17 protein-coding genes are annotated in these 17,463 nt (G+C 45.4%); 15 read left to right on the forward strand and 2 right to left on the reverse strand.

All coding sequences use genetic code 11. The features are described 5' to 3' along the window. Positions 1–270 precede the first annotated feature (270 nt). The 4 genes from A9Z07_RS11020 to A9Z07_RS11035 all read left to right on the forward strand — a co-directional run bounded on the left by A9Z07_RS11020 (position 271) and on the right by A9Z07_RS11035 (position 2,494). Positions 271–723 carry a hypothetical protein gene (locus A9Z07_RS11020; protein ID WP_047433046.1) on the forward strand — a complete coding sequence of 151 codons (453 nt, stop codon included), beginning with the start codon at positions 271–273 and terminating at the stop codon, positions 721–723. A 102-nt stretch (positions 724–825) separates the two neighbouring features. After that, complete coding sequence (locus A9Z07_RS11025) at positions 826–1,491, forward strand: RluA family pseudouridine synthase (RefSeq protein WP_069578701.1); 666 nt, start codon at positions 826–828, stop codon at positions 1,489–1,491. Between the two features lie 25 nt (positions 1,492–1,516). Further along, positions 1,517–1,999: a GNAT family N-acetyltransferase gene (locus A9Z07_RS11030; RefSeq protein ID WP_069578703.1), complete on the forward strand. Its 483-nt coding sequence runs from the start codon at positions 1,517–1,519 to the stop codon at positions 1,997–1,999. A 126-nt stretch (positions 2,000–2,125) separates the two neighbouring features. Next, entirely contained in the window at positions 2,126–2,494 is a 369-nt protein-coding gene (locus A9Z07_RS11035) for a ribonuclease E inhibitor RraB (RefSeq protein WP_005255750.1), read from the forward strand. Between the two features lie 60 nt (positions 2,495–2,554). Here A9Z07_RS11035 and A9Z07_RS11040 read toward each other — a convergent pair whose 3' ends face one another. Next, a complete protein-coding gene (locus tag A9Z07_RS11040) occupies positions 2,555–3,022 on the reverse strand; it encodes an Lrp/AsnC ligand binding domain-containing protein (protein ID WP_004773316.1) in 468 nt (155 codons plus the stop codon). A 139-nt stretch (positions 3,023–3,161) separates the two neighbouring features. Here A9Z07_RS11040 and A9Z07_RS11045 point away from each other — a divergent pair, with 139 nt between their 5' ends. The 4 genes from A9Z07_RS11045 to A9Z07_RS11060 all read left to right on the forward strand — a co-directional run bounded on the left by A9Z07_RS11045 (position 3,162) and on the right by A9Z07_RS11060 (position 7,545). Next, entirely contained in the window at positions 3,162–4,418 is a 1,257-nt protein-coding gene (locus A9Z07_RS11045; RefSeq protein ID WP_047433055.1) for a D-amino acid dehydrogenase, read from the forward strand. A 24-nt stretch (positions 4,419–4,442) separates the two neighbouring features. Next, positions 4,443–5,546 carry an alanine racemase gene (gene alr / locus A9Z07_RS11050; protein ID WP_069578704.1) on the forward strand — a complete coding sequence of 368 codons (1,104 nt, stop codon included), beginning with the start codon at positions 4,443–4,445 and terminating at the stop codon, positions 5,544–5,546. 10 nt (positions 5,547–5,556) lie between these two features. Beyond that, positions 5,557–5,916: a RidA family protein gene (locus tag A9Z07_RS11055; protein WP_005290913.1), complete on the forward strand. Its 360-nt coding sequence runs from the start codon at positions 5,557–5,559 to the stop codon at positions 5,914–5,916. 192 nt (positions 5,917–6,108) lie between these two features. Next, positions 6,109–7,545: an amino acid permease gene (locus A9Z07_RS11060; protein ID WP_005255738.1), complete on the forward strand. Its 1,437-nt coding sequence runs from the start codon at positions 6,109–6,111 to the stop codon at positions 7,543–7,545. A gap of 66 nt (positions 7,546–7,611) precedes the next feature. Here the strand turns inward: A9Z07_RS11060 and A9Z07_RS11065 are convergent, their stop codons facing one another. Then, positions 7,612–8,493, reverse strand: a complete 882-nt coding sequence (locus A9Z07_RS11065) for a LysR family transcriptional regulator (RefSeq protein ID WP_069578709.1) — start codon at positions 8,491–8,493, stop codon at positions 7,612–7,614. Positions 8,494–8,658: 165 nt separating this feature from the next. Here A9Z07_RS11065 and A9Z07_RS11070 point away from each other — a divergent pair, with 165 nt between their 5' ends. The 7 genes from A9Z07_RS11070 to A9Z07_RS11100 all read left to right on the forward strand — a co-directional run bounded on the left by A9Z07_RS11070 (position 8,659) and on the right by A9Z07_RS11100 (position 17,257). Then, the gene (locus tag A9Z07_RS11070; protein WP_069578712.1) at positions 8,659–10,176 is read left to right on the forward strand and encodes a CoA-acylating methylmalonate-semialdehyde dehydrogenase; all 1,518 of its coding nucleotides are present in this window, start codon (positions 8,659–8,661) and stop codon (positions 10,174–10,176) included. Positions 10,177–10,187: 11 nt separating this feature from the next. After that, entirely contained in the window at positions 10,188–11,078 is an 891-nt protein-coding gene (mmsB, locus tag A9Z07_RS11075; RefSeq protein ID WP_069578721.1) for a 3-hydroxyisobutyrate dehydrogenase, read from the forward strand. Between the two features lie 81 nt (positions 11,079–11,159). Next, a complete protein-coding gene (locus tag A9Z07_RS11080) occupies positions 11,160–12,809 on the forward strand; it encodes an AMP-binding protein (protein ID WP_069578725.1) in 1,650 nt (549 codons plus the stop codon). Positions 12,810–12,819: 10 nt separating this feature from the next. After that, positions 12,820–13,947, forward strand: coding sequence for an acyl-CoA dehydrogenase family protein (locus A9Z07_RS11085; RefSeq protein ID WP_069578729.1), 1,128 nt, complete (start codon positions 12,820–12,822; stop codon positions 13,945–13,947). A 21-nt stretch (positions 13,948–13,968) separates the two neighbouring features. Further along, complete coding sequence (locus A9Z07_RS11090; RefSeq protein WP_069578731.1) at positions 13,969–14,742, forward strand: enoyl-CoA hydratase; 774 nt, start codon at positions 13,969–13,971, stop codon at positions 14,740–14,742. A 12-nt stretch (positions 14,743–14,754) separates the two neighbouring features. Continuing rightward, positions 14,755–15,780: an enoyl-CoA hydratase/isomerase family protein gene (locus A9Z07_RS11095; RefSeq protein ID WP_069578734.1), complete on the forward strand. Its 1,026-nt coding sequence runs from the start codon at positions 14,755–14,757 to the stop codon at positions 15,778–15,780. 121 nt (positions 15,781–15,901) lie between these two features. After that, complete coding sequence (locus tag A9Z07_RS11100) at positions 15,902–17,257, forward strand: MFS transporter (protein ID WP_069578737.1); 1,356 nt, start codon at positions 15,902–15,904, stop codon at positions 17,255–17,257. The last annotated feature ends 206 nt before the right edge of the window (positions 17,258–17,463 follow it).

A 17,463-nucleotide genomic window follows, 5' to 3' on the forward strand; every position in this document is an offset into this window, starting at 1 on the left:
GGCAAAGGTTATGGCTTACAAAGTCATAGGTGTTGAAGTAAACAACCTCTGTTTTCCCTTGATACCCTAAAAAATTTAACCAAATAGAAAATAATAATTAGCGCTAAATAATAAAAACTGCATCAATAAAATCAAAAACGAATGTGACCTCCATCCTGTAATCCTGCCAATATGAAGATAAATCGATATTTTTATATTAAAAAACAAAATGATATAATTTTTCTATACCTAAAAATCAAAACATGATCACAGGAACAGGTCAATACAATAATGAATCAGTTTGAACTTAAAATTCGCTATCCACATCAGATGAATCGCAATGAAATTGATGCGCTAGGGACATTTGACCTGACCACGATTTTAAGCAAATTTGAAGAGATGAGCTGGCGTCAGCAACTGGTTCGTCAGTTACAGCTCAATGGTGCCGATACCAGTTTTATCGTGACCGATCTTGATACCGATCAAACCCTTGCAATTACGCTGGACGCTTATGCCAAATCACAACAACTGGAATTTAAGCTGGATAGTGATCTTGTGGTGATTGTCCCTAAAAAAGATGTCTTTGGATTGGTGACTCGTAAAACCAAAGATACCATTGCATTTAAACAGTTGAGTCTGGCGCGGGCAAAAGACTACCTGATTGCCTTTTTAAATCGGGACATTGCCATTCTGGAAGAGAAATATAAAGATAACTTAAGCAAAGGCATTAAAGCCCATTCTTAATTCCTCAACCGCCTTGCCTATAAAATAAGCCTGTTGCGAAACTGTTTTGCAGCACTATAATCGCTGCTCATTTTGTCCCTTTGTCTGCCTGCTTATTTTCTTATGCCTTTAAACGACAACTTTATTTATGCTCCTCCGCAACACGCTTTAGAAATCATTTATGAAGATGAGGACTTGATTGTGGTGAATAAGCCTGCGGGACTATTGTCAGTCATGGGGCGTTTACCCGAGCATCAAGACAGTGCCTATTTACGGGTTTTAGAACAGCATCCAGCTGCCAAAGTGACGCATCGTCTGGATATGGCGACCTCTGGGCTGTTGATGTTTGCCAAGCATCGAGAAGCAGAAGTGGCGGTCAGTAAAATGTTTCAGGCTCGAACCGTCAAAAAATACTATGAAGCACTGGTACAAGGTGAAATTCAGGCCGAGGGGAGTGTTGACGTTCCGCTAATTACCGATTGGGAAAACCGTCCACGTCAGATCGTTCATTTTGAGCTGGGCAAGCAAGCCAAAACCTTATTTCAACGCATCCAGTATGATGCGACAACTGATCAAAGCCGTGTTCGTTTGGAGCCAGTGACAGGTCGTTCACATCAACTGCGAGTGCATATGATGCACATTGGTCATCCGATCATGGGCGATAGACTCTATCATCCTGAGCCTGCCAAGTTTCATTTAAAACGCATGGCACTACATGCTGCCTATCTGGCATTTCAGCATCCACTTAAGTTGCATGAAATTGAAATTCATTCTGAGGTAAAATTTTAAAAGACAACAATAAATAGGCAGGCTGATGTATTCGATTCAACAGGTGCTCTGGCAGACCTTGCTGCCTGCGCAACAAGCACAACTCAAGACTTTGCTGCTCGAAGCTGATCCAGATTGGGCGCAAGTTTCAAGTTATCTGTTTCAATCGAATCTATTCCTGATGCTGGATGAGCAGGCACAGATCATTGCTCAGTTATGTTTATTCAAAACGAATGATCAAGCTGAAATTAAAAATCTGACTGTGGCCGAAAATCATCAAGGGCAGGGCTTGGCTAAAAGATTGATTCAACATGCAATAGAGTATGCCAAACAGATGCATATCCATACTTTATGGGTCAAGACGGGCAACTCCAGTCTGGATCAGTTGGCACTTTATCAAAAATGTGGCTTTCGTATGTCGCATATAGAACGTGATGTGTTTAGAGATTATCCAGCACCAATTTATGAAAATGGGATTCGTTGTCTGGATCAGGTGGTGTTACGCTTAGACTGTATTGAAATACAGTAAGCCACGATATTTTAGATTGATCGTTTTTTGACTACAATATTCCTATTAACACGTATAAAAATTGAAATAAAAATCGGTTAACCTATAGCCAAATATCAACTCCAAAACACAACAAAGGATATGCATATGACACGTGACTATGACAAATTTCCAGATAATGATAACGGCAACGTACTGTGGCAAATGGTTGAAGATGGCAATGACCTGAATGAACCACATGAAGTTGAATTTTCGATTGTTTTTGAGAAGCAGGAGCAAATTGAAAAATGTGCTTTACACCTTTTGCATCAAGAACAGAAAATTTCCCTGTTTCAGGAAGAACAGCACTCGGACGGTTCTGATCTGTGGGTTCTGAATATTCACGTTAACATGACGCTGGAATACGAAGATATTGCGGATCTGGAAGAATGGATGACCCGTATCGCTCAGGAGTTTAATGGTGAATATGATGGCTGGGGCTGTATGAGCTATATTTACGATGAAGAAGATGAGTAGTCTTACAGCTGTTTGAATAAAAGCCCTGAAAAGGGCTTTTTTATTGCTTATGGTTGGATGCTACACACCCATATCCAGATACAAAGATTCTTTCACTTCTTCCATCACCACATAGCTATGCGATGAAGCAGAGGCTGGCAGTTTTTTCAGTAAATCCCCTAGGAGACGACGGTAGGCACTCATTTCTTTGAGACGCGCCTTCACTAGATAATCAAACTCCCCTGAAATCAGATGGCATTCCAATACTTCTGGGATATCCACCAAATCACGTGCGACCTGATCAAATACATCGCCTGATTTTGCTGACAGTTTAATTTCCAAAAACACTAATAGGTTACGATCGACATATTCAGGATTAAGTCGGGCGTAGTAGCCCATGATGATGCCTTCACGTTCTAAGCGCTTGACCCGTTCTGAACAAGGCGTGGTCGATAAGTTGACCCGTGAAGCCAGTTCACTAATCGCAATACGTCCTTCACGTTGCAAAATATCTAAAATCAGGCGATCAATACGGTCTAATTTACGCATCATATATTCCCTTTTATTTTAATTTTTCCGTGACGAAAACATCAAATTACCTAGATTATACCCATAAAATCAGTGAAAAAAACTATTGATCCAAAAATATACTAGTTAAATAAACTAGTGTGTGCGTGAGGGAACGACAATGCGCGTAATCGTTTTAGGAAGTGGCGTCATTGGTGTGGCAAGTGCCTATTATCTTGCACAACAAGGTGCGCAAGTGACGGTGCTTGACCGTCAATCAGGACCTGCGAAAGAAACCAGCTTTGGTAACGCAGGCCAAATCTCCCCAGGATATTCAACGCCGTGGGCTGCTCCCGGTATTCCTTTTAAAGCCGTTAAGTGGATGTTCCAGCATCATGCACCGTTAGCCATTAATATTGATGGCAGCATGTGGCAGTTGCAGTGGATGGCACAGATGCTGAAAAACTGTAATCCACAAAGCTATGCGGTGAATAAAGAACGTATGATGCGTGTTGCAGAATACAGCCGTGACTGCTTACGTGACTTAAGAGCGAAAACAGGCATCAACTATGAAAACCGTGCCAAGGGTACGCTACAGGTGTTCCGTAGCGAAGCACAACTTGAAGCGGTGCAGCGTGATATTGAAGTACTCAAAGAGTGTGGCGTTGATTTTGATTTGTTGAATGCTCAAGAATTGGGTGCTGTCGAACCCGCTTTAGCCTTTACCGATAAACTGGTGGGTGGTTTACATTTGCCGAATGATGAAACAGGCGATTGTTACCTCTTTACCAATGCTTTAGCAAAATTGGCGCAAGACTTGGGCGTGGACTTCAAATTCGATCAAAATGTCGAGAATCTGGTTGTTGAAGGCGATCAGATCAAAGGTGTTGTGGTCAATGGTGAAGTCCTGACAGCCGATCGCTATGTCTTGGCATTTGGTAGTTATTCACGTGATTTCCTCAAGCCGCTTGAGCTGAATTTGCCTGTTTATCCAGTGAAAGGTTATTCACTGACTATTCCAATTGTAGAACCAAAATTTGCACCACAATCAACGGTACTGGATGAAACCTATAAAGTTGCCTTAACCCGTTTTGACCAGCGTATCCGTGTCGGTGGTATGGCAGAACTGAGTGGTTTTAACCTAGGTCTGAAAGAAGATCGTCGTGCGACGCTGGAAATGGTGACTCAGGACTTGTTCCCAGGTGGCGACTTGACTCAGGCATCATTCTGGACCGGCTTACGTCCGATGACCCCAGACAGTACCCCGATTATTGGTGCAACAAAATATAAGAATCTGTTCCTGAATACCGGTCACGGTACGTTAGGTTGGACCATGGCATGTGGTTCTGGCAAGTTGATCAGTGATTTGGTGATGAATCATCGTCCAGATATCAGTACAGATGGTTTATCTATTCAGCGTTATTCACACGCCGCATAAATATGGTTTACAAGGAAGTTTAGTATGCCTCGTCCGATTACTGCGGTGATCCATGCCCAAGCCTTACGCCAGAATCTGGCAGTGGTCAGGCAGTCTGTACCCGACAGCAAAGTCTTTGCTGTGGTCAAAGCCAATGCGTATGGGCATGGGATTGAACGGGTCTATGAATCTTTTAAAAGTGCCGATGGTTTTGCTTTACTCGATATCGAGGAAGCAAAACGTTTGCGCGCTTTAGGCTGGACAGGCCCGATTTTATTGCTTGAAGGAATTTTCTCTCCCCAAGACCTGTTTGATTGTGCGCAGTACCAACTAAGTTTTACGGTGCATAGCGAGCAGCAAATGGTCTGGTTGCAGCACCATCCGTATCCAGCACAGTTTGATATTTTCCTGAAAATGAACAGTGGCATGAATCGTTTAGGTTTCAAGCCACAGCAATATCGTGAGATCTGGCAGCAACTTAGCCAATCAGAAAAAATTGCCAGTATTACCCATATGATGCATTTCTCTGATGCGGATGGGGAGCGTTTTGGCCAGAAGGGCATTGACTATCAACTCAGCGAATTTGAAGCCACGATTCAGGATTTACCGGGCGAAAGGTCGGTCAGTAATAGTGCTGCAATCTTAAGATATCAGAATCAATTGCAATCGGATTACGTGCGTGGCGGCATCATGCTGTACGGCAGTTCTCCCGATTACCCCAAACACAGCATTCAGGACTGGGGCCTTGCACCGACCATGAGCTTGCGCAGCGAAATCATTGCTGTACAGCAGCTCAATGCCAATGAAAGTGTCGGTTATGGTTCCAGCTATGTGGCCGAACAACCAATCAGGATCGGTATTGTGGCGTGTGGTTATGCTGATGGTTACCAACGCATTTCAGCAACAGGTACGCCAGTACTGGTCAATGGAATTCGAACCCGAACCATTGGTCGTGTCAGCATGGATATGTTGGCGGTGGACTTGACCCCGATCAATGATGCGCAAGTGGGCAGTGAAGTAGTGCTATGGGGCCAATCCAGCACAGGAACAATTTTACCTATTGACGATGTCGCAGCGACCTCAGGCACGATCGGTTATGAACTGATGTGCGGCGTGACGGCACGTGTCAATTTTATCAATCAGGAATAAGGAAATAATCATGTCAAATTCAGATATTCAAAAGATCAATACCAATGAAGTGATGAGTGCTGTAACCGTATTCAATAAGGTGGTGTATTTGTCTGGTCAGGTGCCTAAAAATGCGGATCTGGATATTGAAGGACAAACCCGTGAAATCCTTGCAACGATCGAACAGTTACTTGCTTCAGCAGGGACAGATAAATCTCGCTTGCTATCTGCGCAACTGTTTTTAAAAGATCTTTCAGATTTCCCTGTGGTCAACACCATCTGGATTGACTGGTTAAAAGGTCATGTTGCGCCTTCACGCGCGACCATTCAGGCGGATCTGGTGAATCCAAAGTGGTTGATCGAAATTGCGGTTGTTGCAGCACAAAAATAAAGCGATCCGCTTTATTTTTGCTTAAAAAATATAAAAAAAGAAGAAAAGTAACGTATTTGCAGTAGATAAAACGTAGTGAGATACGTATTTTCTTGCAATTAAAAATGAGTCAGCCCGCAGGAATGGACGGCTAGCAATAGCACAACAATAACAGGTTGGCTCATGAGGGAATCGTAAAAAGGAACTTTTGTTATGACGGTTACACATCAACAGTCAGAAGGCGAACAGTCGCCCCATGACTTGCAGCGCAAACTCTCTAATCGCCATTTGCAACTGATTGCAATTGGTGGTGCCATCGGTACGGGCCTGTTCATGGGCTCAGGAAAAACCATTTCACTTGCAGGCCCATCGATTCTGTTTATCTACATGATTATCGGCGGGATGTTTTTCTTTTTGATGCGTGCACTCGGCGAGTTGCTGCTGGCAAATTTACACTATAAATCTTTTGTGGACATGGCTCATGACCTGATTGGGCCATGGGCTGGTTATTATCTGGGTTGGACTTACTGGTTGGGCTGGGTACTGGTCGGGATTGCCGATCTTGCCGCCGTGATCAATTATTTAACTTTCTGGCTGCCCGAAGGCACCATGTTTACCCCGATCGGGCAGGCCGCGATCAGTGCAGGCTGTGTCCTGTTTGTCCTGTTTTTAAACCTGCTGACGGTACGTTTGTTTGGTGAAGTTGAATTCTGGTTTGCCTTGATCAAGATTCTGGCGATCCTCGGTTTAATTGGCGTTGGCGGCTATATGATCTTTAGCCATTTTCAGGCTCCGCATGGGACGGTCGCATCGCTCAGTAATGTCTGGTCTCATGGCGGGATGTTCCCTAAAGGACTGGATGGTTTCTTGGCGGGTTTCCAGATCGCAGTCTTTGCCTTTGTCGGGGTAGAGCTGATTGGAACGACCGCCGCTGAAACCAAAGATCCGCATAAGAACTTGCCAAAAGCGATTAATGCGATTCCGATCCGTATTATTCTGTTTTATGTACTGGCTTTACTGGTAGTGATGTCGGTCACGCCATGGAATATTATTCGTGCGGACAAGAGTCCATTTGTGGAATTGTTCATGAATGCAGGGATTGTGACCTCGGCCATTATCATGAATTTGGTGGTGCTATCTTCGGTCATGTCTTCCATGAACAGTGGGGTATTCTCGACCAGCCGTATGTTGTTTGGTCTATCTAAAGATGGTCAGGCACCGAATGCATTTGGGCGATTATCAAAAAGTGCTGTACCTGCTAATGGTTTGATCTTTTCATGTGTGTTTATTATGGGTGGTGCAGTACTGCAATACTTTGTACCGAATACCCTTGAAGCCTTTACTTTGGCAAGTTCGCTTTGTGTGATCCTGTTCATCAGTGTCTGGAGTCTGATTATGGTGTGCTATATCCGCTACCGTAAGTTACGCCCAGAATTGCATGCTCAATCGAAGTTCAAAATGCCAGGTGGTGTATTCATGTCCTATGTCGTGATTGCCTTCTTGCTGTTTGCACTGGTGATTTTGGCATTGGAACCAGATACTTTAAAAGCACTCTATGTCAGTCCATTATGGGTGATTTTGTTGGCGGTGACCTATCAGTTGCTGTATAAGCCAAGAATGAAAAAACTCGGTCGTGAACTGGTGCAATAAATCATAGCGAATTGATTAAAGGCCGATCTATAGAGATCGGCTTTTTTATGCTTTGCTTGAATGGGTTTAATCCACCAGTAACTGTTGGTATTGATCAGCCTGTTTACGTAAATAATCCCAAACCAGCTTAATGCGCGGATCATGTTGTAGATCAACAAATGTCAGCATCCAGAAGGTATGGGTAAAGCGCACTTGCTGTTGTAACACGGCTTCAAGCTCAGGTTTATCATCGGCCAGAAACTTGGGCAAGATGGCCAGTCCCGCGCCTGCACTCACTGCAATTTGTTGTGCCAGAATACTGCTGCTCCGGAAGTTGGCAGTTAGCTTCAAGGGTAAGCGTTCCAGACAATACAGCTCAGGGCTATATACCAGATCATCAATATAATTGACGAAACGATGTTGGGTTAAATCATCCAGCCCACGAATTGGCGGGTTTTGTGCCAGATAGTGCTGACTGCCATAAATCTTTAAACAATAATCAGAGAGTCGCGTAATAATATAAGGCCCTGAGGTTGGCCGCTCAATCGACACCACAATATCCGCTTCACGATGCGACAGCTTAATCATTTTAGGTACGGGAATCAGGTCAATGGTGAGCAATGGATATTGGATCGAAAACTCCGCCAGCAAACGGGCTAAAAATGCGGTACCAAAGCCTTCGGGTGTGCCAATTCGCACACGTCCCTGTAAGGGCTGATGAGGTTTATCAATCTGTAAAAAGGCCTGTTCCATTTGTTCAACACGTGGGACTAGCGCCATACCTTCAAGGGTAAGCTCATATCCCGTTGCTTCACGTTTAAATAAAGGGGTGCCTAAAGCCTGTTCCAAAGCCTGAATGCGTCTGGCGACAGTACTATGTTCGACCCCAATCACGCGTGCTGCATTGGTCAACGTCTTGGTTCTTGCCAAAACCAGAAAAAATTGTAGATGATCCCAATCCACTTTCATTGTTATTGTATTCCCTGTGCATATTTGCACAATAATCGTGCATGAATTTCCATTGGTGGTCAAAGCTTTCTTTGTTAGTCTCAGATAAAAGCCCAATCAGGAAAATACCACCAAAGTGTATTTCCGATGATTTAACACAATAAAAATACGACCTATGGAGAGGTTATGAATACAATCCAGAACATCCAGTTGGAAACCGCCAAATTACTCATTAACGGCAATTTTATCGAGTCTGAAACACAGCAATGGCAAGACATTGTCAACCCTGCGACTCAGGAAGTGATTGGTCGTGTACCCTTTGCAACGGCTCAGGAAGTTGATGCGGCGATCCAGGCTGCACAAGACGCTTTTGCTTCATGGCGTCAAACCCCGATTCAGGCACGTATGCGTATCATGCTCAAACTGCAAGAACTGATTCGTGCCAATATGAAAGAAATTGCACAGGTACTGACTGCCGAACAAGGTAAAACGCTGGCGGATGCGGAAGGTGATATTCAACGCGGTTTGGAGGTGGTTGAACATGCTTGTTCAGTCGGCACCTTGCAAATGGGAGAATACGTCGAAGGGGTGGCGCGTGGTGTTGATACGTATACCTTGCAGCAGCCGTTGGGTGTGTGCGCGGGCATTACTCCATTTAATTTCCCCGCCATGATTCCATTGTGGATGTTCCCGATGGCGATCGTCTGTGGCAATACCTTTGTTTTAAAACCATCTGAACAAGATCCGCTGTCGACCATGATGCTGGTAGAACTGGCGATTCAGGCAGGCATTCCAGCGGGTGTGCTCAATGTTGTGCATGGCGGTAAAGAAGTGGTGGATCGCCTATGTACTCATACTGATATTAAAGCGATTTCATTTGTTGGTTCGACTGCGGTCGGCACACATGTCTATAACCTTGCAGGACAACATGGCAAACGTGTGCAGTCGATGATGGGCGCCAAAAACCATGTTGCCGTAATGCCAGATGCCAATAAGGAACAAACCCTGAATGCCTTGGTGGGTGCGGCTTTTGGTGCAGCAGGGCAACGCTGTATGGCGTTATCGGTGGCGGTCATGGTTGGTGACAGTAAGCACTGGATTCCAGAATTGGTTGAAAAAGCCAAGACTTTAAAAGTAAATGCAGGGCATGAGCCAAATACCGATATCGGCCCAGTCATTTCAAAACGTGCTAAAGCGCGGGTGTTGGACTTAATTGATAGCGGTGTCGAGCAAGGTGCAGAACTGTTACTTGATGGTCGTGATGTTCAGGTACAAGGCTATGAAGCAGGGAATTTTGTCGGGGCGACGATTTTTAGTGGCGTGAATACCGACATGCGCATTTATAAAGAGGAAATCTTTGGCCCAGTACTGTCGATTATTTGTGTTGATACGCTTGAAGAAGCGATTGCGTTGATCAATGCCAATCCATTTGGTAATGGCGTAGGATTATTCACGCAAAGTGGCGCGATTGCGCGTACTTTCCAGAACCTGATTGATATCGGTCAGGTCGGGATCAATATTCCGATTCCAGTGCCTGTACCATTCTTTAGCTTTACTGGTTCCCGTGGTTCAAAACTTGGTGATTTGGGACCTTACGGCAAACAGGCAGTGCAGTTCTATACACAAACCAAAACCATTACCAGTCGCTGGTTTGAAGACAGCCACGAAGTGGGCACTGTAAACACGACCATTAGTTTACGTTAAGGGGATCACGGATGAATATCGCCTTTATCGGTCTAGGTAATATGGGCGGCAGAATGGCCCAAAACCTGCTCAAAGCCGGACTCACAGTATATGGTTATGACCTCAGCGAAGTGGCAATTCAGCACTTTGCCGAGGCGGGTGGTGTGGTTTGTGACAGCCCGCAAGCAGCAGCGAAACAAGCCGATGTGGTAATTAGCATGTTACCTGCGGCAAAGCATGTCAAAGAGGTGTATCTGGGCGAAGATGGTGTGCTGGAAGTGCTGAAAGCAGGCAGCTTATGCATTGATAGCAGTACCATTGACCCACAAACCATTAAAGACATTGCTGCCATTGCCCAAAGTAAAAATATTCATATTTGCGATGCGCCTGTTTCAGGCGGCACCATTGGTGCACAAGCGGGTACGTTGACCTTTATGGTCGGTGCCAATGATCAGACCTTTGATGAAGTGAAGCCTGTACTCAATCATATGGGCAAAAACGTGGTGCATTGTGGTGATGTGGGCGCAGGTCAAATTGCCAAAATCTGCAATAACCTGATTCTTGGGATTTCCATGGCTGCGGTGGCTGAAGGAATGGCATTGGGTGCCAAGCTTGGCATTGATCCGCAGGCGTTGGCTGGTGTGATCAACACTTCAAGCGGTCGTTGCTGGAGTTCGGAAGTCTGTAACCCGTGGCCACATATCAGTGAAAATGCCCCAGCCTCTCGTGGCTATCAGGATGGTTTTGCCACACAGTTAATGCTGAAAGATTTGGGTCTTGCAGTTGAAGCCGCAGGGCAGGTGAAGCAGCCTGTGGTGTTGGGCGGGATGGTGCAGCAGCTCTATCAGCAAATGTGCATGCGTGGTAATGCGCATCTCGATTTTTCTAGCATTATTCAGCAATACCTGCCGCCAGAGGCATAAAAACTAAAGCCAAAGGATGGCTTTTATTCAGAAATTAAACCCTGTCATGAATAACAATGAATCCAGACTGAGGGAAAATAGATGTTGAATTATAAAGAGACGGTACAGGCTTTCGATCTGGAAAGTACTGCAAAACACATGTTATCCGGTTCAATGGATGCGCTGAATGCCTGTTATGAATGTTGCGATCGATATGCGCAAGGCGACAAAATCGCCTTGTACTGGCAAGGTAAAGACGGTCGCAAAGAACAATATACCTTTCGCCAGTTACAACAATGGTCGAGTCAATTTGCCAACTTTTTAAAGACGCAAGGTGTGGAAGCAGGCGACCGTATTTCAGGTCTATTGCCGAGAACGCCTGAACTGCTGGTGACGATTTTCGCGGCTTGGCGTATTGGCGCCGTATATCAGCCTTTATTTACAGCCTTTGGGCCCAAGGCAATTGAGCATCGTCTGCAACTGGCACAAAGTAAGCTGGTGGTAACCGATGTGGCGAACCGCAGCAAACTGGATGAGATCGAACATTGTCCAGCGATTGTCACGGTTGCTGATCCACAAGGTGCGCCGCTGAAGTCAGGTGATTTCAATTTTTGGGATGAAGTCAAACAGCAGCCTGATCAATGTGAATTGGTGATGCGAAGCATCCAAGATCCCTTTTTACTCATGTTTACCTCGGGCACCACAGGGCCTGCCAAACCGCTAGAAGTGCCGTTAAAAGCCTTGCTGGCTTTTGGGCGTTATATGCAAGATGCCATTGGTTTGAGAGAGGAAGATTCGTTTTGGAATATTGCCGATCCAGGTTGGGCTTATGGTTTGTATTACGCCATTACTGGGCCACTATTCTTGGGTCATGCCACCTTGTTCTACGAAGGCGGTTTTAGTACAGATAGCCTGTGTCAGATCGTAAAGGATTATCAGATTACCAATCTGGCGGGAGCACCAACGGCTTATCGTATGATGATGGCGGCTGATCCTGCTCAGATGGCACCGTTAAAAGGCCAGTTCCGTGTGGTCAGCAGTGCGGGCGAACCGTTGAATCCTGAAGTGATTCGCTGGTTTAAGCAGGTTCTGGATGCCCCGATTTATGATCATTATGGACAGACTGAGGTCGGCATGGTGGTGTGTAATCATCATGGTTTAAGTCATGACATTCGTGCAGGTTCGGCAGGTTTTGCGAGTGCAGGTTATCGCGTTGCGGTGGTCAATGAGCAGGGCGAGGAGCTTCCAGCAGACACACCTGGAATTCTAGCCGTGGATATTAGCCAGTCTCCGATGATGTGGTTTGGTGGCTATAAAGAAAGTCGTAAATCCCCTTTTGTTGGGCACTACTATCTCACAGGTGATACCGCCGAGTTACATGCGGATGGCAGCATGAGCTTTGTTGGTCGTAGTGATGACGTAATCACCACATCGGGTTATCGGATCGGGCCTTTTGATGTGGAAAGTGCTTTGCTGGAGCATGATGCTGTGGTTGAAGCAGCCGTAATTGGTGTACCAGATCCCGACCGTACCGAAGTAGTGAAGGCTTTCGTGATTTTGGCTGCGGGTATTCAGCCTTTGGAACAGTTGGCGGAAGAGCTGAGCCAATTTGTGAAAAAACGCTTATCAGCACATGCTTATCCACGACTAGTCGAGTTCGTGACCGAACTTCCAAAAACACCAAGTGGCAAGATTCAGCGCTTTTTATTACGTAATCAGGAAATTGCGAAACAGCAAGCAAAGGCAGGGTAAGGAACACAAGATGCAATTGACCGAAGAACAAGTCTTAATACGTGATATGGCGAAAAGTTTCGCCCAAGAACAGATTAAACCCAATGCCAGTGATTGGGATCGACATGGCACATTTCCAAAAGATGTGCTTGCACAAATGGGGCAGCTCGGTTTTATGGGCATGCTGATTCCTGAGCAATGGGGCGGTTCTGACACAGGTAATTTGGCCTATGTGTTGGCACTTGAAGAAGTCGCTGCGGCAGATGGTGCGACCTCAACCATTATGAGTGTACATAACTCGGTGGGGTGTGTGCCGATTTTAAAATTTGGTACCGATGAGCAAAAAGAACGCTTTTTAAAACCATTGGCACAGGGTGAAATGATCGGTGCTTTTGCCTTAACTGAACCGCATACAGGTTCAGATGCGGCAGCCATTAAAACCCGCGCGGTGAAAGATGGCGATGATTACATTCTGAATGGCGCCAAGCAATTTATTACCTCGGGTGATAATGCGGGCGTGATTATCGTATTTGCCGTGACTGATCCAAGTGCGGGTAAAAAGGGCATCAGTGCTTTCCTTGTGCCACGCGAGACAGCGGGTTATGAAGTGATTCGGGTTGAAGAAAAACTTGGCTTACATGCTTCGGATACCTGCCAGATTGCCCTGACAGATGTGCGTATTCATAAAAGCCTGATGCTGGGTAAAGAAGGTGAAGGTTTAAAAATCGCGCTTGCCAATCTGGAAGGTGGTCGTATTGGTATTGCCGCACAGGCAGTCGGTCTGGCACGGGCGGCGCTGGAAGAAGCCACGCGATATGCCAAAGAGCGATTAACCTTTGGTAAACCAATTTTTGAGCATCAGGCACTGGCATTCCGTCTTGCCAGTATGGCGACCGAGATCGAAGCGGCCCGACAACTGGTGCATTACGCTGCACGGCTCAAAGAAGCAGGGCAACCCTGTCTCAATGAAGCGTCAATGGCCAAGCTATTTGCTTCAGAAATGACAGAACGCGTCTGTTCAAACGCATTACAGGTATTTGGTGGCTATGGCTATCTGAAAGACTTCCCGATTGAGCGGATCTATCGTGATGCACGTATTTGTCAGATTTATGAAGGCACTAGCGATATCCAGCGTTTAGTGATCGCACGTAGTCTATAAAAGCAAAGCAAGGAATGAAGCATGCAGTGGAACAGTATTTTATTAGAAAAGCGTAATGGCGTTGGATTGATTACCCTCAATCGTCCGCAAGCCTTGAATGCGCTGAATAGTGAATTGATTAGTGAAATTAATCAGGTGTTGGATGCGTTAGAGAAAGATCGTGAGATTGGCTGCATCGTATTGGCAGGTTCTGAAAAGGCTTTTGCCGCAGGTGCCGATATTAAGGAAATGGCTGATCTGGCATTTCCAGATATCTACTTCGATGACTTTTTCCATCTGGCAGATCGTATCGCACAACGCCGTAAACCGCTCATTGCAGCGGTGAGTGGCTATGCTTTGGGTGGTGGTTGTGAATTGGCACTGATGTGTGACTTTATCTATTGTGCTGACAATGCCAAGTTTGGTTTACCCGAAGTGACTTTAGGTGTTATCCCGGGCATTGGCGGTACACAGCGTTTAACTCACGCGATTGGGAAAGCCAAAGCCATGGAAATGTGCTTTACCGCACGGCAAATGGGTGCAGTAGAGGCAGAGCAAAGTGGTCTGGTGGCGCGTGTGTTTGGCAAAGAAGAATTATTGGAACAGACCCTGCAAGCCGCAGAAAAAATTGCAGCACGCTCTTTAACCGCCAATATGATGCTGAAAGAAACCATCAATCGTGCCTTTGAGGTCAATCTCACCGAAGGTTTGCGTTTTGAGCGCCGTATGTTCCATTCGATTTTTGCAACTTCGGATCAAAAAGAGGGGATGCAGGCCTTTGTGGAAAAACGGCAGGCAAACTTCAAAAATCAATAAGGGATCAAGAAAATGAATACAGAAAATCACTTAATGATTGAGCAACAAGGCAGTTTAGGCATCATCAGTCTGGATCGGGTAAAGCATTTAAATGCGTTATCGCTCGATATGATTGAAGGCATCTGCACACAACTGGAACTGTGGCGCAATGATGCTGCTATTCAGGCGGTTTTGTTCAAATCGAATAGTCCCAAAGCCTTTTGTGCGGGTGGCGATATCCGTTATCTGTATGACAGTTATAAGAATGAAACGGCTGATTATAAAGGCTATTTCAGCGCTGAATATAAAATGCTGAATCTCCTACGCGAATATCAAAAGCCTGTGATCGTGATACTTGATGGCTATGTGCTGGGCGGCGGTTTTGGCTTGGCTCAAGCGTGTCATATTGTGGTGAGTAGTGAAAAGTCCAGATTCGCCATGCCTGAAACTGCGATTGGCTTTTTCCCTGATGTAGGCGCAACCCATTTCTTGTCTCGGCTGGATGATATCGGCGTGTATATGGCGATTACGGGAGAGCAGATCAGCAGTAGTGATGCGCTCTATCTTGATCTGATCGATTACCATGTGCCGAGTGAGCAATTGTCTTCCTTACAAGAGGCATTGATTGCAGCACCGAGTCTGAGCAAAGCCAATATTGAACAGATTATTGCCCGCTTTATTACCCGTCCTGCTGAAAGTGAACTTAAGCAACTCATTGAACCGATCCGTAAACATTTCGGTTTCCAGCATCTGGATGAGATCGAGCATAGCCTTGAACATGAACAGGAGGAACAGTTCAAAACTTGGGCCAGCAAGATGCTGGATATTTTGCAGCAACGCTCTTTTATCGCCAAACAAACCAGCCTGAAATTACAGTATTTGGGGCGTGGATTATCTTTACAACAGTGTATGCAACTGGAACGGGATTTACAGGATATCTGGTTTGAACATGGTGATTTTATTGAAGGTGTGCGCGCCTTAATTGTCGATAAAGACAAACAGCCAAAATGGCAACAGCGTAATCCTGAACTGGAACAGATTCTAGAAAAACTGAGCTAAATCCACTCTTCCTTCTATCTACATACATCAAGGAGTATCAACCATCTGAACATGCTGGTGATCAGGATTGAGCATCAGCACAAAAATATAAAACAAGAATATCCAAGAAAGGAAAATGACGATGCAAACAATACATGGAAACGGTTCATCTCCTAACAAGTCATCTCATCGACTGGCAGGTATCTCCAGTATGGTGGGGACCACCATTGAGTGGTATGACTTTTTTATTTACGGTGCAGCAGCAGCTTTAATTTTCAATAAATTATTTTTCCCGAATCTTGATCCACTGACGGGCGTACTCGCTGCCTTTGCGACCTATGCGGTGGGATTCATTGGGCGACCTCTGGGTGGTCTGGTATTTGGGCATTTTGGTGACAAGATTGGCCGCAAATCGATGTTACTGTTGACCTTGATGCTGATGGGAATACCCACAGTATTGATCGGTCTGTTACCGACCTATGAGTCAATTGGTTATTGGGCTGCAATTGGCTTGGTGATCTTACGATTTATCCAAGGTATGGCGATGGGTGGCGAATGGGGCGGTGCGGTTTTGATGGCGGTTGAACACGCGCCAGAGGGCAAAAAAGGCTTCTGGGGCAGCCTTCCCCAAGCCAGTACCGGTGGCGGTTTGATGTTGGCCTCTATTGCGCTTGGGCTGGTGTCTTTATTACCTGAACAGGCCCTGTTTAGCTGGGGCTGGCGGATTCCCTTTCTAGCGAGCATTATTTTACTGGCAGTCGGTTGGTACATTCGGGTGAAAGTACCAGAGTCGCCAGACTTTGAAAAAGTGAAACAACAAGCTGAAGAAGTTAAAGTTCCTGCCTTACAGGTATTTAAGCAACATCCTAAGCAATTGATTAGCATTATTGTGGCACGTGCGGCAGAGAATGCATGGTTTTATATTGCCTCTACCTTTACTTTGGCCTACACCACCACACAACTGGGCATCGCCAGACAGGAAATTCTATTTGCCACCATTTGCGGTGCCGCCGTGATTTTAGTGATGACACCATTATGTGGACATTTGTCTGATAAAGTCGGACAGCGCAATATGTTCATGTTTGGTCTCTGCGTGCTGGCACTGTATTGTTATCCCTTCTTTAGTATGCTCAACACTAAAGATCCTGTGCTGGTTTGGATGGCAATTGTATTGGCAATCGGTGTGGTTTTTCCGATTATGTATGCGCCTCAGGCACAACTTTTCGCCCGACAGTTTCCCGCAGAAATTCGCTATAGCGGCATCTCGATTTCGGTACAGCTAGCAGGTGTAGTCGGTGGTGGTCTTGCACCGCTGATTGCGACAAAATTATTGAGCGTTGGCGGTGGAAATCCTTACTTGATCATGTTGTATATCGGTTCGATGGCAGTTGTTGCCATTATTGCCACTTCATTTATGCCACGAGATCACAGTCAGCAGGCATTGGCAGCGGAGAACAACAAGCAAGGCGTCAAACTGCAAGCCAAGATGACAGAATAGCTGTTTATTCAAAATGAAATGAAAAGGTGTTGCTCGATGCTGAGGAACACCTTTTTATTTTTTAAGGATTTTTATGCAAATAAGGGAAATCTAATATTAGCGCTTCATTATTTTTGATGTTCCACGTGGAGCAGAATATTGAGACAAAGAAAAAAGCCCTAATCTTTCGACTAGGGCCTTTTAAATTTGGAGCGGGAAACGAGACT

The organism is Acinetobacter sp. YK3 (assembly GCF_001729365.1).
Lineage (GTDB): Bacteria > Pseudomonadota > Gammaproteobacteria > Pseudomonadales > Moraxellaceae > Acinetobacter > Acinetobacter vivianii.

Coding starts and splice junctions, on each gene's coding strand:
- A9Z07_RS11020 (WP_047433046.1), top strand. CDS start 271: ATGAATCAGTTTGAACTTAAAATTCGCTATCCACATCAGATGAATCGC.
- A9Z07_RS11025 (WP_069578701.1), top strand. CDS start 826: ATGCCTTTAAACGACAACTTTATTTATGCTCCTCCGCAACACGCTTTA.
- A9Z07_RS11030 (WP_069578703.1), top strand. CDS start 1,517: ATGTATTCGATTCAACAGGTGCTCTGGCAGACCTTGCTGCCTGCGCAA.
- A9Z07_RS11035 (WP_005255750.1), top strand. CDS start 2,126: ATGACACGTGACTATGACAAATTTCCAGATAATGATAACGGCAACGTA.
- A9Z07_RS11040 (WP_004773316.1), bottom strand. CDS start 3,022: ATGCGTAAATTAGACCGTATTGATCGCCTGATTTTAGATATTTTGCAA.
- A9Z07_RS11045 (WP_047433055.1), top strand. CDS start 3,162: ATGCGCGTAATCGTTTTAGGAAGTGGCGTCATTGGTGTGGCAAGTGCC.
- alr (WP_069578704.1), top strand. CDS start 4,443: ATGCCTCGTCCGATTACTGCGGTGATCCATGCCCAAGCCTTACGCCAG.
- A9Z07_RS11055 (WP_005290913.1), top strand. CDS start 5,557: ATGTCAAATTCAGATATTCAAAAGATCAATACCAATGAAGTGATGAGT.
- A9Z07_RS11060 (WP_005255738.1), top strand. CDS start 6,109: ATGACGGTTACACATCAACAGTCAGAAGGCGAACAGTCGCCCCATGAC.
- A9Z07_RS11065 (WP_069578709.1), bottom strand. CDS start 8,493: ATGAAAGTGGATTGGGATCATCTACAATTTTTTCTGGTTTTGGCAAGA.
- A9Z07_RS11070 (WP_069578712.1), top strand. CDS start 8,659: ATGAATACAATCCAGAACATCCAGTTGGAAACCGCCAAATTACTCATT.
- mmsB (WP_069578721.1), top strand. CDS start 10,188: ATGAATATCGCCTTTATCGGTCTAGGTAATATGGGCGGCAGAATGGCC.
- A9Z07_RS11080 (WP_069578725.1), top strand. CDS start 11,160: ATGTTGAATTATAAAGAGACGGTACAGGCTTTCGATCTGGAAAGTACT.
- A9Z07_RS11085 (WP_069578729.1), top strand. CDS start 12,820: ATGCAATTGACCGAAGAACAAGTCTTAATACGTGATATGGCGAAAAGT.
- A9Z07_RS11090 (WP_069578731.1), top strand. CDS start 13,969: ATGCAGTGGAACAGTATTTTATTAGAAAAGCGTAATGGCGTTGGATTG.
- A9Z07_RS11095 (WP_069578734.1), top strand. CDS start 14,755: ATGAATACAGAAAATCACTTAATGATTGAGCAACAAGGCAGTTTAGGC.
- A9Z07_RS11100 (WP_069578737.1), top strand. CDS start 15,902: ATGCAAACAATACATGGAAACGGTTCATCTCCTAACAAGTCATCTCAT.